The sequence below is a fragment of the Rhizobium hidalgonense genome, from assembly GCF_002914525.1.
Classification (GTDB): domain Bacteria; phylum Pseudomonadota; class Alphaproteobacteria; order Rhizobiales; family Rhizobiaceae; genus Rhizobium; species Rhizobium hidalgonense.
Genome location: NZ_LODW01000059.1, coordinates 332,283 through 346,888, shown reverse-complemented (window position 1 = coordinate 346,888; position 14,606 = coordinate 332,283). Strand labels below are relative to the sequence as shown.

At 62.2% G+C, this 14,606-nt stretch carries 12 protein-coding genes; 8 read left to right on the top strand and 4 right to left on the bottom strand.

Going from position 1 to position 14,606, the window contains the following annotated elements; genetic code table 11:
- The first annotated feature begins 27 nt into the window (after window positions 1–27).
- The 4 genes from ATY29_RS19115 (at window position 28) to ATY29_RS19100 (ending at window position 4,335) form a co-directional block, all read left to right on the top strand.
- Entirely contained in the window at window positions 28–1,551 is a 1,524-nt protein-coding gene (locus ATY29_RS19115) for a class I adenylate-forming enzyme family protein (protein WP_097533045.1), read from the top strand.
- The gene (locus ATY29_RS19110) at window positions 1,529–2,728 is read left to right on the top strand and encodes a thiolase family protein (protein ID WP_097533044.1); all 1,200 of its coding nucleotides are present in this window, start codon (window positions 1,529–1,531) and stop codon (window positions 2,726–2,728) included. Before ATY29_RS19115 ends, ATY29_RS19110 begins: the two co-directional genes overlap by 23 nt.
- A gap of 375 nt (window positions 2,729–3,103) precedes the next feature.
- Entirely contained in the window at window positions 3,104–3,868 is a 765-nt protein-coding gene (locus ATY29_RS19105) for an SDR family oxidoreductase (protein WP_097533043.1), read from the top strand.
- Window positions 3,869–3,918: 50 nt separating this feature from the next.
- Complete coding sequence (locus ATY29_RS19100) at window positions 3,919–4,335, top strand: cupin domain-containing protein (protein WP_025417970.1); 417 nt, start codon at window positions 3,919–3,921, stop codon at window positions 4,333–4,335.
- Between the two features lie 53 nt (window positions 4,336–4,388).
- Here ATY29_RS19100 and ATY29_RS19095 read toward each other — a convergent pair whose 3' ends face one another.
- The 3 genes from ATY29_RS19095 to ATY29_RS19080 all read right to left on the bottom strand — a co-directional run bounded on the left by ATY29_RS19095 (window position 4,389) and on the right by ATY29_RS19080 (window position 10,497).
- Window positions 4,389–5,672, bottom strand: coding sequence for a cystathionine gamma-synthase family protein (locus ATY29_RS19095; RefSeq protein ID WP_097533042.1), 1,284 nt, complete (start codon window positions 5,670–5,672; stop codon window positions 4,389–4,391).
- An 86-nt stretch (window positions 5,673–5,758) separates the two neighbouring features.
- Entirely contained in the window at window positions 5,759–6,838 is a 1,080-nt protein-coding gene (locus tag ATY29_RS19090; RefSeq protein WP_097533041.1) for a YihY/virulence factor BrkB family protein, read from the bottom strand.
- A gap of 2,765 nt (window positions 6,839–9,603) precedes the next feature.
- A complete protein-coding gene (locus ATY29_RS19080) occupies window positions 9,604–10,497 on the bottom strand; it encodes a protein-L-isoaspartate O-methyltransferase family protein (protein WP_097533039.1) in 894 nt (297 codons plus the stop codon).
- A gap of 517 nt (window positions 10,498–11,014) precedes the next feature.
- Between ATY29_RS19080 and ATY29_RS19075 the strand changes: the two genes are divergently transcribed.
- On the top strand, window positions 11,015–11,347 hold the full coding sequence (locus tag ATY29_RS19075; protein ID WP_003572051.1) for a GYD domain-containing protein: 333 nt from the start codon (window positions 11,015–11,017) through the stop codon (window positions 11,345–11,347).
- Window positions 11,348–11,603: 256 nt separating this feature from the next.
- Here ATY29_RS19075 and ATY29_RS19070 read toward each other — a convergent pair whose 3' ends face one another.
- Window positions 11,604–12,137 carry a GNAT family N-acetyltransferase gene (locus ATY29_RS19070; protein WP_097533038.1) on the bottom strand — a complete coding sequence of 178 codons (534 nt, stop codon included), beginning with the start codon at window positions 12,135–12,137 and terminating at the stop codon, window positions 11,604–11,606.
- A gap of 243 nt (window positions 12,138–12,380) precedes the next feature.
- Here ATY29_RS19070 and ATY29_RS19065 point away from each other — a divergent pair, with 243 nt between their 5' ends.
- The 3 genes from ATY29_RS19065 to ATY29_RS19055 all read left to right on the top strand — a co-directional run bounded on the left by ATY29_RS19065 (window position 12,381) and on the right by ATY29_RS19055 (window position 14,575).
- Window positions 12,381–13,016, top strand: coding sequence for a transcriptional regulator NanR (locus tag ATY29_RS19065; protein WP_244597421.1), 636 nt, complete (start codon window positions 12,381–12,383; stop codon window positions 13,014–13,016).
- A gap of 103 nt (window positions 13,017–13,119) precedes the next feature.
- On the top strand, window positions 13,120–13,440 hold the full coding sequence (locus ATY29_RS19060; protein ID WP_003572057.1) for a hypothetical protein: 321 nt from the start codon (window positions 13,120–13,122) through the stop codon (window positions 13,438–13,440).
- 130 nt (window positions 13,441–13,570) lie between these two features.
- Window positions 13,571–14,575 carry a LacI family DNA-binding transcriptional regulator gene (locus tag ATY29_RS19055; protein WP_097533037.1) on the top strand — a complete coding sequence of 335 codons (1,005 nt, stop codon included), beginning with the start codon at window positions 13,571–13,573 and terminating at the stop codon, window positions 14,573–14,575.
- Window positions 14,576–14,606: the final 31 nt, after the last annotated feature.

Here is a 14,606-nt window from a genome sequence, read left to right as displayed (position 1 = left end):
GGCCGATCTTCAAACCAGCGGGTGTCCATGCCGATCCATGCGCAGCTTCTTCGACATGCAACGGAAAGGCCGGACAAGCCGGCCCTGGTGATCGACGGCCGCTGCCTGAGCCATGGCGAACTCTGTCTGCGCGCCAAGGCGATCTACCGCTTTTTCCAGGAATTGCCGCACTCGACCCGCCGCACGCTCGATCTGCCCGGCGTCGAGAAACTTGTCGCCCTCAGCCTCGGCAACCATATCGGCTTCGCCGAATATTTCGTTGCCGCCACTGCCTTGCCGAATGCCTGCGCGGTGATCGACCCGATGATGCCGCCGCAAAGGATCGAGCGCATCGTCGAGCGGCTGGCGCCTGACGTGCTTGTCGTCGACGACGATGCAAGCCCAAGCGCCGAAATCGGCCGCAGGCTCGGCATTGCTGTCGTCGTCGCCGGGGCCGAGCCCTTCGATCTCACGGAGACGGAAGGCGATCTACCTGATGATGCCGAGGGCATCTTCCTGATCGGCTTTACCTCGGGCACAACGGCAGAGCCGAAGGCCTATTATCGCTCGCGCCAACAGTGGCGCCGCAGTCTCGATCGCGGCCGCGTGGTTTTCGAGCTCGAAGACGCCCCATCGACCATGTGCCCGGGCGCCCTGGCGCATGGTCTGGCCCTTTACGCCATGGTCGAAGCTTTGGATGCCGGCGGCACCTTCCATTCGGTCAGGAAATGGGATGCTGCCGCCGTCGCGCACATTCTCTCCGCCGAAAAGATCGAACGGCTGGTCGCCGTGCCGACCCACATTGCGGGCATTGCCGGAGCCTGCGCTGCCGAACCTGCTCTGACCTCATTGCGTGATGTCCTGACTGCCGGCGCCAAGCTTGACGTGAACGGCGTCGACTCCATGCGCCGGCTTTTTCCGAATGCGCGCATCCGCGAATATTACGGCGCATCCGAAATCGGTTTCATGACCGTCTCCACCCTTGTCGGCGGCGCGCTCGATTTTCCGATCGATCGGGTGGGGCAGGCCTATCCCGGCGTCGAGATTTCCATTCGGGGTCCTGATGAAAAGGATGTCGGCACCGACGTGCCGGGCACCATCTTCGTCAGAAGCGATCTGATCGCCGACGGTTATCTCTGGGGCGACGACGGCCAGGCGTTTCGGGTCACCCCGGCCGGCGCGACGGTCGGCGATCTCGGCGAGATCGATGCCAAGGGAATGCTGCGGGTGATCGGCCGGGCAGGCGGCATGATGATTTCAGGCGGCAACAACGTCTATCCCGCCGAAGTCGAGAGTGCGCTCAAAACCTGCCCGGGGCTCGAGGAGGCCGTCGTCTTCGGGCTGCCGGATGTCTATTACGGCCAGCGGATCGTCGCGGTCGTCTCGGGGGAGGCCACGAACCCGAAAATTCTGGCGGAGCATTGCGCGACCAAGCTTGCGAGGTTCAAGATCCCCAGGCAATTCTACCATATCGCCTCTTGGCCGATGACGAGCAGCGGCAAGATCGCGAGGGGTGAGGTAGAGGCATCGGTCATTTCGGGAGACGGTCTTGTCCTACGCCTATCAGCCTGACGAGGATTGGCAGCCGGTCGTGGTTGCCGCTTACCGCACGCCGATCGGCCGGGCCTTCGGATCGCTTGCGACGGTCGCCGCCGAAGACCTGCTTGCGCCGATCATCCGCCGGATCATTGCCGAAACAGGCATTGCGCCGAATGACATAGACGACGTGCTCGTCGGCAACGCCGCGGGCGGTGGCGGCAATATCGGCCGGCTCGCGGCCCTCCATGCAGACCTGCCGATGGCGGTGCCCGGTGTGGCTATCGACCGGCAATGCGGCTCGGGCCTGGAAGCGATCATCCTCGCCGCCCGGCTGATCCAGGCGAAAGCCGGCGCGTGTTTTCTTGCCGGCGGCGTCGAGAGCGTCAGCACCGCGCCATGGCGCGTCGAACCGCCGAAAGCCAATGGCGCAGTGCCGCGCTTTTACGGCCGCGCCCGGTTTTCACCCGAGACGGTCGGCGACCCTGAGATGGGCGTTGCCGCCGAAAACGTCGCGCGTGCCTTCGGCATCTCGCGCCAGAGGCAGGATGAATTCGCCCTGCGCAGCCACCGGCTCGCTGTTGCGGCGGCCGAGGCGGGCCTCTTTCGTCCCGAAATCGTCGATATCTCCACCCGCGACGGGCTGATCGAACGCGACGAGTGCCCGCGCCCGGGCACGTCCCTTCAGGCGCTCGCAAACCTCCGGCCCGTCTTCCTGGCCGACGGCTCGGTGACGGCAGGCAATGCCTGCCCGCTCAATGACGGCGCCTGCCTGGTGCTCGTCATGAGCGGCGCCATGGCAAAAAGCCTCGGCATCGAAAAAGGCCTCGTCTTCATCGACAGCGCCGCCGCCGGCGTTGACCCCAACCTGCTCGGCATCGGGCCGGTCGCTTCGACTAAAAAGCTCATGCAGCGCCAGCCCGGCCTCTCGCTTTCCGAAATCGACGCCTTCGAGTTCAACGAAGCCTTCGCGGCTCAGGTTCTGGCATCGCTGGATCAACTCGGCATCGCCGCCGACGCGGTCAACGGCAATGGGGGCGCCCTGGCGCTCGGCCATCCGTTCGGGGCATCAGGGGCGATTCTCGTTACCCGGCTATATAGTCAACTGATCCGCGGGGATGGTTGGTCACCAGCCGCGACCGGCCTTGCCATGATCGGGATCGGCGGTGGCATCGGGCTGACGGCGCTGTTCGAGGCAGTCAGGCTCTCCTGAAGAGGCGAGAGCCGGGATCGGAGATCCGCGCAACATATCTTCTTGTCCCCGAGTATCCGAAGGGCATCGAGAGGCCGCAGCATCTCCTTCCGCCCCATCCCTCGGTGACGCCGGATGACGCAGATCTTCTCCGTTTCCGCACGAACCTTCGACCGCAGGACTAGCCTTCCTACTGCCTTGGCATAGGTCGACAGCGACCGAGAGAGAATGGTTCAGGCCCACGATCCGGCGCATTCTCCTGGCGATCGGTTCCGTCCGATGAAGCCGCTTGCCTCGTGGCATGCGGTTTCGGCACGCAGAGCAGTTCCTGCCCGCCTTCCTTCAGCAAAGGCAAGTCAACAGAGGAAAACCTCGCAACGACAAGGAGACTAACCCATGAAGATCGTCATTATCGGCGGTACCGGGCTCATCGGCTCGAAGACCGTGGAAAGATTGCGCAGCAAGGGACATGAGGTGTTGGCGGCGTCGCCGAATTCAGGCGTCGACACGATCACCGGCAAAGGCCTGGCGGAAGCGCTTGTCGGAGCGCAGGTGGTGCTCGATCTCGCCAACTCGCCCTCCTTCGAAGACAAGGCCGTCTTGGAATTCTTCCAGACATCGGGCCGCAATCTGCTCAAGGCCGGGGCTGCCGCCGGCGTGAAGCACCACATCGCGCTGTCGATCGTCGGTATGGAGCGATTGCAGGGCAGCGGCTATATGCGCGCCAAGATGGCACAGGAAGAGCTGATCAAGGGCTCCGGCATCCCCTACACCATCGTCCATTCCACGCAGTTCCACGAATTCATGGCCGGCATCGCCCAGTCCGGCACGGTCGGGCAAATGGTGCATCTGTCGCCCGCCTACGTGCAGCCGATCGCCTCGGACGATGTCGCCGACGTCATGGCCGAGGTGGCGCTGGCCGCGCCTGTCAATGGCACGATCGAGATCGGTGGACCGGAGAAAATCCGCCTCACCGACATCGTCACGCGCCTGCTGAAAGCGACGAACGATCCGCGCCAGGTGATGGCTGATCCGCACGCCCGCTATTTCGGCGTCGAACTCGAAGACAATTCGCTGGTAACCGGGCCCAAGGCGCGGCTCGGCCGGATCCGCTTCGACGACTGGCTCAGCCGGCAACCGGCGCAGAAAAAGAGCGCTTGAGGCGAGGCGGCCGACTGTCGCGACTATTCCCATCAATGCAGGAGACCCATATGTTCAGACAGATTGTTTCGACGGCCGCGTTTGCCGTTGTCCTCGCAGCCGGTGCGCAGGCTTACGCTGCATCGGGCGGCAAAGCGAAGGTCACCGTCGTCTATGACCAGAAGCTTCCCAATGTTCCCGGCAAAAGCATGAAAGGCGTGCTCGTTGAATATGCGCCTGGCGGTACCTCGCCCGGCCATACTCATCCCAAGTCGGCCTTCATCTATGCCACCGTTCTCGAAGGGTCGATCACTAGTAAGGTGAATGACGGGCCGGAGAAGACCTATAAGGCCGGTGAGAGTTTTTCCGAATTTCCCGGCGATCATCACAGCGTCAGCAAAAACGGCAGCAAGACCAAGCCGGCACGGCTGCTTGCCGTCTTCGTGCTGGATACCGACGAGAAAGAACTGACGACCGACGACAAGTGATGTCGTCGTGTCAATGCCCGGCGCCGCCGGGCATTGACACGACAGAAACCGCCTCAGGCCGCTTGCAGCGCCATCTCCAGGTCGGCGATCAGATCGTCCGGATGCTCGATGCCGATCGACAGCCGGATCGTCGATTCCAGCACCCCGATGCGCTGGCGGACATCGGCCGGCACGCCGGAATGCGTCATAGCGGCCGGGTGGCTCGCCAGCGATTCCGTGCCCCCGAGACTGACCGCCAGTTTGAAGACCTGCAGCCCATTCAGGAATTTGAACGAGGCGGCTTGACCCCCGCGAATGTCGAAGGAGAAGGTGGAGCCAGCGCCGGTGCATTGCGCGGCGAAGGTCCGGCCGGCCGGCGAATCCGAATCATGATAGGGCAGGTAATGAACCTTCTCGACCTTCGGATGATCGCGCAGGAAATCGGCGACGGCCCGCGCATTGCTGTTTGCCCGCTCCATGCGCAGCTGCAGCGTTTCCAGCGAGCGGCCGAGCATCCAGCAGGAATGCGGATCGAGCTGCGTGCCGATCGCGCCGCGCAACGCCTTGACCTGCTTGATGACGGCCTTGCGGCCGAGAACGGCGCCGGCAATCAGGTCGGAATGGCCGCCGACATATTTGGTCAGCGAATAAAGCGAGATATCGGCGCCGTGTTCGATCGGCCGCTGGAAGACCGGGCCGAGCAGGGTGTTGTCGCAGACGATGATCGGCGTATGCCCCTGCTTTGCGCCGACCGCGTCGGCCACGCGCCGGATCATCGCGACATCGACCAGGCTGTTGGTCGGATTGGCCGGCGTCTCGATCAGGATGACGGAGACCCGGCCCTTGGCCATCGCCTCGTCCGCCGCCTTCTGCACCGAGCTTTCGCTGACGCCATCGGCAAACCCGATGGCGGCGACGCCGAGGTTGAGGAACGTCTTGGCCAGCAATGTCTCCGTTCCGCCGTAGAGCGGCTGCGAATGCAGGACCGCATCGCCCGGCCGCACGAAAGCCAACAGGGTGGTGGCGATCGCCGCCATGCCGGAGGAAAACAGTGCGCCGCTTTCCGTCCGTTCGTAGACGGCAAGCCTGTCCTCGACGATCTCGCTATTGGGATGGTTGAAGCGCGAATAGACGAGACCGGCGCCCTTCCCGGCCGGCGGCTCGCGGCGGCCCGAGACGTAGTCGAAGAAGTCGCGGCCATCTTCGGCCGAATTGAAAACGAAGGTGGAGGTGAGGAATACCGGCGGCTTGACCGCCCCTTCCGAGAGTTCGGGATCGTAGCCGTAATTCAGCATCTGCGTTTCGGGATGCAGTGCATGATTGCCGATATGGGTTTTGGAAGGATGCGGGGCCGTCATGATCGTCTCCTCTGTCGGGATTGCCCAAGGACAAAATACATCAAAACCAAGTCTGAGGAGCAGTCATCGATGATGCTCCTCAATGATCAGTTGACGGCCTCGCCCAAAGTGTCTGCGACATAGGCGCCGCGTGCACCCATCGGCAGCGGTGTGCCCGTTGTCGTGTCCCTGGCGGTCTGATGTTCCAGTTCGGCGTTGAGCTCTGCGCCGATGACGAGAATGACGACCGAAAGCCAGATCCAGATGAGGAAGCCGATCAGCGCACCCAGAGTGCCGTAGGTGGCGTTATAATTGGCGAAATGATCGAGATAGAAGGAGAAGGCAAGCGACATGGCCGCCCAGGCGAGGGTCGTTAGAGCAGCACCCCACGTCATCCACCGGAGCTTGGCAGGCTCCCGGCTCGGGCCGAAGCGGTAGACTGAGGTCACCGCCACCGCAACGACCAGCAGCAACAGCGGCCACCGCAGCAGAAGGGCCATATGTTCCTTGAACTGATCGAGCCAGAGATAGGAGAGGACGACCGGCATGACGCCGACAAGCGCCACCATGACCACCATCAGAAGCATGGCGCTGAAGGTGAAGCAGAGGCCGACGAGGTTCAGCCGGATAAGACCGCGCTTTTCGTCCTCCTCATAGGCCACGTTCATCGCATCGAAGATCGCCAGCGTGCCGCTATGCGTGCTCCACAGCGCAATGCCGAGACCGACGAAGAAGGTGATGCCGAGCGCGCTGTCGCGCTTGCTGACGAGTTCCTTGATCTGATCGGCCAGGAGGTCGAAGGCCCCCGGCGGCAACAGACCGGCCAGTTCGCGAAGATGCTCGGATATGGTGATCGGATCGGCAACCAGCCCATAGAGAGAGACCAGCGCTGCCATGGCGGGAAACAGCGCCAGCAGCAGATAGAAGGTCACACCCGCGGCAATGAGCGTCACCCGGTCGTTCAGGACTTCATGGTAAACCCGCCAGAACACATCCCGAAGACCGCTGAGCGGAATAGCCTCGGGCACGGTGGCGCTACGACCATGATCGTCAATCGCGCGGTGGGGTTCTGTGAGCGGGCCGAGCGGGCCGCCCTGCCTTGCCTGCATCAACATGAATGCGCCGACGGCCGCGGCCGTCATCGCAGCGGCGATGGTGAACCTCTTGAGTGGAAGCGCATCTGCCATTACCCTGCCCCCTGATTTGCCATCGTCTGATTTTCTGGGTGGATAACGCGGGGTACCGCAAAAGGATGCAAGCCGTGCTTTCTCATCTGCCTTCTGACGCAGGGGAGGGCAATGGGGCCGTCAGCGCCATAAACGGCCCGTGGATCCCGGATACGCCTCAGACCACAACCATCTGATAACAATCATTTTTCTTCTCGTCACGGAACCAAACGTGGAGTTTACTTTTGTTACTACCGCACGTGTAATTCTCCACCTCACGGGGGGCGGCGCCGCGAATTGCAGCTCCAGACGGTCGGAAATCGCCTATCGCGCGACTTCCTGGACCCAAGATGCCGCCAGTCGATCCCGCTTTCGCCCGCTCAACACTGGCGCCTGACATCCGAGCAGCCGTTGAACGGACAACAGCAACCAACCAGCACTCGGCCTCAACAACAGTGATGGCGGCAACGCTTAGCAGCGCCAGATCCCCTTATCCGCGACCGAACAGCGCGCCCACCTCGGCGAACGGGCGGCTCCATCCAAAGCCTGGAACAGTCCTGGCCCAACCTCGACGATGCCACTGTTCGCCCGACGTGAACGACTTGGAAGACGGCAGCGGCCGGGAGTACGGGAAGAAGGAGAGCCCCGAACGACATCCCGTTGTCCGCGGACAACCGCCTCTTATCCAACAACTGGCACAGAGGATTACCCCCAAGAGGACCCCGATCCTTAGATGCCCCGTAGATGCCTTGAAGGACGAGGCGAGAGCTTCACTCACCTCAGGAAGGGGAACATTGGACGGTACCGCGCGCAGAAGGACCAAGCGGCCGCCCCGCCGCGGCCAGATGCGAGAAGCCGCTTGGGCCGCGTCCTTCAGGGCCCCGCGCCATCTTCTGCGCACCACGGCTGGTAATGTTGGCGATGCGGCCTTGTCCGCGGCCAACCAATCGTGGGTCCCGGACGGGTTCCCAAGGTGCATAGGGCGTGACGACGCGGCACGAATGCAAGGCGCAACGATGGAGCAGGTCCTTTGGCCGCGACCTGCGACTACACCCCCAGGACGAGAAACGTTGGCGATGCCGCCTCAATAGGAAATGCGGACGATTCCGCCGTTTCACTGGCACAACAGCGATCTGGGTCTCGATGCGCCGCGCCGCAGGTTTGGCTCGACATGGAAGCGGAGGCCGGCGCCCACAAACAGTGCCTTCGCCCTGAGACGCGCCTACGCCAAATGAATGCAGACAGCGGCGTTGGCGCGCGCCCGTCGGGGCTCCGGCGTGACCTGCACGCCTCTGAATGTAGGTGCCGGAGGATGCCGGCCGCAACAGAAGGCGTTGGGATTCTGTTGCGGACGATGAGGAAGCCGCGCCGGTCTACGAGCCTCCCCCTGAGAGGCGCCACCGACAACATCGAGACGCACCTAGCACGCCGGAAGTTGATGCCGATTGTCGCCTGACAACCGGGCACGACTTTTTGGGTCACGCCACATCTTATCCTGAGCGCCTCGCTGGGAGCCTAAGGGCGAGAGGGCCGCACCGCGCCAAATGGACTGCAACGGAAGACCTTGGAGTGAGCCCTTCCAGCTCCCGCTTTTGGGCGCGCAACTCCGAAAGATGAGTGCCGAAGGATGGCGCCTTCGACATGGAACTTCGGAGGACCCTGCCGCTCAGCAGCGGGCATTGGGATACCGCACCTCGAGTATAGGCGCTGACGAAGGCCGTGTCCCGGCCCAAGAGGGCCTCCTCAGCACCTTGCAGCACTCAATCGTCAACGCGGAATGCCGGCGCCGAATGACCCAGACGCAGGGTTGGTGCGCGCTCCCCGGCCCAGACCTCCGACCGCATCCCCAGGACGAGGGACCCCGCCAAAGATCTCGAAGGATTGGGTCGCGCAGAAGGTCACCGGCCAGTTGTCCGCGGACAACTGGCCGCCCCCCCAAAGAGACCCGACTTCAGGCGCTCCGCATGAGCCTCGAGGGACGGGGTGGCCGCAGCGACGCCAAATGAAACAGGGGCGCAACTTGGAGCGCGACGGCTCACGCGCCCCAAAGGGTGGAGGCTGGAGGATGACGCCCTCAACAAGGAACACTGGCGGCCCTCGGTAGGAGCGCCAAGTATCAGAACCCCGATGCATCGCACTCCGGGTTCAGTTCGGCTATGGAGGTTGATGCCCGCCCATCCAGGGGTCATCAGGCGCGCGCTCCGCACAGGGCCAGAAGGGCGGGGAGGGAACCGGAGGTGACTATTACGAGGCGCGGCCGGCGCTTCAGAAACGATCAACGGCGCAGCGCAAGTTGTCCGCGGACAACACCACACCAATCCAGCCGCAGGCTATCACGGTGACGCGCCTCGCCCGCCCTTCGTCCATCATCACCGGGATGAGGTCGCGTACAAGGCTTGAATTTGCCGCGGTGCGGCACTACCTCATGGCGGACCGAAGCGCTCCCCCCTCCGAGCCGCTTGGATCCGACGGACAGCATCCTCCTCCCAGGCTGTCGGTCACTATCGAAGCCCGGCGCACCTCTCCCGCGCCGGGCTCTCGCTATTCTGGCCAGGCACCCTCATCGCGAAACTAGACATATCTTCCCTCAAGATAATCGGACCCGAGATCGACTTCAGCGTCTTGTCGCCCGTGCCGTCTGCACTGGATGTCTAGCGCCGTCGCGGTCTCGATTGTCCTCAACTGATCAAACCGGCCGAAGGGCGGAGACATCGACATCGGAGGTGGGCTGCGTCGCCCTCCATTCCCCATGAGACGGAGCGCCCGCCCCTTGCGCGATGAATGTCTCAGGCGTCGTCGTAGCAAAGCGCCCATTGGTCGCCGATATACCAGCAGCGTCCTACCCGCGGCTCGATCTTCCAGAGAAGGCTTTTGATGAATTCGATGCCGCCGCGCTTGAAGGCGGCCGTGAGCTTCTCCACCTCGTTCTCGTCGATCGCCAACCCACCTTCGGCGCAGACGAAATAGGCATTGCCGATCCAACGCGCGGCAAATCCGGTCGCGCCACGCTCAATACGAAGTGCGGCACCATGGGAGGCATGACGACCGCCATTCGATGGTCGGCCCTGGCGCGGTACGCCGAGTGGCAACACCAGGCGCCCTCCAGGTCGCAGCCTTTCGATCCACGGCGCCGCCGGTCGCCCGACGGCGAAATTCACGTAGATCGCATCCACATCTTGTTGCGGCCATTGATTGCCGTCGGCGGTGATGACGGTGACATTGGTCCGATCGACAAGCGCTGCTTGCGCGTGGCCGGCCAGACCGGAATCCATTTCGACCGCATAGACATGACCGGTGGCGCCGACCAGCTCCGCGAGAATGGCGCTATAATAGCCGGTGCCGGCACCGATATGGGCGACGCGATCACCGATCTGGACGTCCAGTTCCGCCAGGAGGCGGGCATGCAGAGACGGACTGCCATTGTTAACGCCCTTGTCGGGCTGCAGGGCAAACAGCACATCCTGATAGGCAAGAACCAGATCAGAGGAGCCCAGGGGGCGATATCCTCCGCCCAGACCGGCAATCTGCCATGGTGGCGCCCCGAGGAACTCTTCGCGAGGGACGACGGCAAAGGCAGCCTCGATCCGTGGGTTGGTCGTTGCCGCAGTTGCCGCCACCTGATGGGCGTAAGCCCGGCGGATCAAAGCAAGTTCCTCGGCGGTGAACATGGCATCAGGCATGGGCATTCTCCGGATATGTCTTCGTCTGTTCCGTTTCCCGCGTCTTTGCGTCTTCACATCCGTCCATCGATACTTGATCAGGGATCGTCGGACGCGACAGCGTCGTACAGTAGCCTACCCCAATGGCGGAAGTAAAATGCATTTTTGCTTCCATTGGAGAAAACTACGCTGTTACGTCATAGACTTACAATAGCTGGGCTACCAAACCCGAACCCGTCGCCGCAGTAAGTGGGGCACATTCGGTGGCGTTGCCGGTTTGGTAGGCAAAGGCGCTACGTGCCGGTGAGCTTTAGCGGCTCCAGCGTTCAAGCCCGAGCGAGCATGGTCGCCGGGAGCTGCGGCATCTTCGTCCGTCGATGTTTCGACGGAGGAGAGGCGGCGCTGGGCTTCTTGACGACACGGCGACCTACGCCGGCTTTTAATCCGGTTTATCTAATCGCGGCGACCGCGTGGATGTGAGATATTGAATATGCGGCAGATCACCCCGATCTGCCCGCTTGTTGAGGGAGGATGTCCTATGCCACTGTTCATAATCACAGGGTGCTATTCAGCCACGGCAGCGAAGGGAATGATCGCCGATCCATCGGACCGGGAAGCGGCGGCCCGTGCCATCATGGAAGCAGCAGGTGGGAAACAGCGTTCTTTCTACGTCACGACCGGTGAAACTGACTGGATGGTAATCGCTGAATTTCCTGACGGTGTTGACCTGATCCCCGCACTTCTTGTCGTAGGCGCATCAGGCGCAGTATCGAATATCAAAACCGTGCGCGCATACACGGGTGCGGAATTCAAGGCCGCCCAAGAAAAGGCGGGCAAAATCGCATCTGCCTACAAAGCCCCGGCGAAATAAGCAGTCCACTTGTTGAATCATCTCTGGCAGCGGATGTTCGATCCGCTGCCAGTTCGATCCGCCATCATCAATCCGGCTGTCGAAAGGGGACTTCCGCCGTCCCAGCGTCGCCTTCCGTTTCGCGACGAGCGACATGTGCTCGGCAGCGTCGGTGAACTACCTTATGCACGCTTCTATGCTCGTTCACTGAAACGCTTCCACCGATACTGCCCCAAGTACTCGCCGCACATCGATGAGATGCGAGCAGCCTGCCGCGTCAACGTTTTCCGATAACGCCGTCGGCTCCTTGGGCGTCAGGCGTCGCGTGATGCCGGGCGTCTAGGCGGAAACGCTTCTTGATCCTGTCGACAGGCGTCCCATCCTGAAGTGGAACCTGGAGCAGCCTGTCATAGGTCTCAAAGCCCATCTTCGCATAATAGCCAAGTCCGCTGACATTGTCGGCGCGGATGGTCGCATTGATGAATTCGAGTTCTTTCGCAGCCGCGCGGGTCGCGGGAAAAAGCGCGCTGCCGACGCCTGCGGTCTTCGGGTTCAGACGTGCAAAGGTCCCAATGTCGGCAACGCCTTTTGGCGGGTCGCCGTATAGGCTCAGCGATTGAAAGCCCATCAGCGACTGACCGTGTTCTGCAACATGGCAGACAAGAGAAAACTCGCCGTCGATGAACCAATCGGCGAACTCGGCGGCCGAAAGCGGGGTCTCGAGTGCTGTCGTTCCGCCGGCGCGGATGATCTCGTTCAGCAGTGCGCTCAACTCCCCGGCGTCCGAGGAGACGGCTTTTCGAACGTGCATGTCTTGGCTCCCTCATCGTCAGCCGACAACCTATCGGCGATCTTCGGAGATTAGATTACACGTCGCATTTCTTCTGCCAAGATGAGGCATCGTCAAGCGCGCCTGACATCATCAACCCCGATGTCGCGTTTAGGCCCTGCGCGCGACGAGTCTCAGGCGTGCAAACGCTGCTGGGTCCGCTGGTCGAAGAAATGGACCTCGATATTTCGAAAGGAAAGCTTCACCGCTGTTTCACTTGAGCGAATGATAACCTCGGGCGAGCTTCTGCCCGATGACGACATGCCCTCCGAGCGGGTGCTGATGGAGCGCTTCGGCGTCGGCCGCCCGGCGATCCGCGAGGCCATGCAGTCGCTCGCCAACAAGGGCCTCGTCAGCATTTCGCACGGCGAACGGGCCAAGGTGCTGAGGCTGACGGCAAAGTCGATTTTCCGCCAGGTCGACCTCACCGCCAAGATCATGCTGTCACAATCGGCCGATTCACTGGAGCACCTGAAAAGCGCGCGCATCTTCTTCGAACGCGGCATGGCCCGCGAGGCCGCCCAACGCGCCTCGGCAAACGATATCAGCGACCTCAGAGCCATCATCGAGCGCCAGCGCCTGTCGCTCGGGCAGGCCGAAGAATTCATCGACGCCGATATGGAATTCCACACCCGCATCGCCCAGATCTCCGGCAATCCGATTTACGTCGCCGTCAGCGAAGCGATGCTCGCCTGGCTGAAGGAATATCACACCGAGATGCTAATCTGGACCGGCAAGGAAAAGTTTACGCTGGCCGAACACGACGAAATCGTCGACCGCCTCGAAGCCAACGATGTCGACGGCTCCGAAATGGCGCTGCTCAATCACCTCGAACGATCACGGGCGCTTTACGCAAAATAGGCTCAACTCTGCATGTCCGCATTTATCAGCATCAGCGGAACAATGATGTGGCGGCGAGGTTGTGGATAGGCCAAGCACGCAAAGATCCCAAGGAGGACATCAGATGCGTATGAAACTCGTAGCAGCTTCGCTTTTCGCCCTCGGCATGGCCACGTCGGCTTTCGCCCAGTCCAATCCGGCTCCGGCCGGCGCCACGATCGACAAGAACCAGGCCGATCAGGGCGGCGGTGCCACGACCGACACGAAGGCCAAGAAACCGATGGCGATGGATAGCACCACGACGGGCTCCACGACCGGCGGCACGATGAAGATGGACAAGACCAAGTGCCCCAACCCGGTCAACAACTCCGCCAATCTTCAGACGCAGGGCGGCACCAGCAACGCCACGCCAATGGACGAGGCCTGCGCAGCCCACAACAACTGAGTGGCCTCTTCGCCCAAAAAAACCCGCTTCGGCGGGTTTTTTTTCATCGGTCAGCGTCGAGGATTGACATTCTTGACTCGATGGAACGCGACTGATGTCAGCTTGGATAATCGATAACCCATGAGAACCCATGACTGCCTCACTCAACGACATAGCCGCTCGCGCCGGCGTTTCCGTCAAGACGGTGTCAGGTGCACTGCATGGCGGCTCGGCGCGCATGTCGGAGGAAACCCGCCAGCGGATCAAGGAGATAGCCGAGGAGATTGGCTATGTCACCAATTTCGCCGCCCGCAGCATGCGCCAGGGCTGGATGCCGCTCGTGGGCCTCGTTGCCGATGACCTGATCACCTCACCTTTCGCAACCGAGATCATCAGGGGGCTCGACGGCGCCGTGCGTGGGGCCGACATGGCCGTGTTCGCGATGACGCTCGGCGGCCATCGCAGCGTAGCGTCGATCCTCGATGAGATGCGGCAATTTCGCCCGCGAGCGATTGCCTATGCCGCTATGTATCATAAAAGCGTCGACCTGCCGCCCGAGTTTGCCGACACCGTGGGCGTCATGATCAATTGCCGGGATGCCAACGACCGCGTGACGTCTCTGGTGCCAGATGAAGCGGGAGCGGCGATCGAGATTACGACCTATCTCATCGAGGCGGGCCGTCGCAATATCGCTTTCATCAATCTGCCAGGACTGCTCGCCGGTGAACTGCGCGAACTCGGCTTCCGCCAAGCGCTCGATCACGCCGCCATCGACGGGGCAGGGGCCATCGTCTTGCCCGCCGTCAGCAAGGCGATCTATAGCGACCGGGCCCACAGCCTCGTGCCGACGCATGTGCATGATCTCATGACGGGTCCCCGCCGCCCCGATGCCATCCTGTGCGGCAACGATCGCGTGGCGATGGAGGTCTATGCCGCGTTGCGCCGATGCGGCGCAAGTATCCCCGATGATGTCGCGGTCGCGAGTTTCGACAACCATGTCGAGATCGCCTCGCGTCTCGATCCGCCGCTGACGACCATGGCGCTGCCGCACCGTGCCATGGGCCGCCAAGCCGCGCACATCCTGCTTGCCGATGACCGGCCCCCGGTCGGAGTGCAGAAACTGCCGTTCCAACTGGTGGAGCGGGCATCCGTATAATTTGAACTCGACCCATTCAATTGAGGAGGAA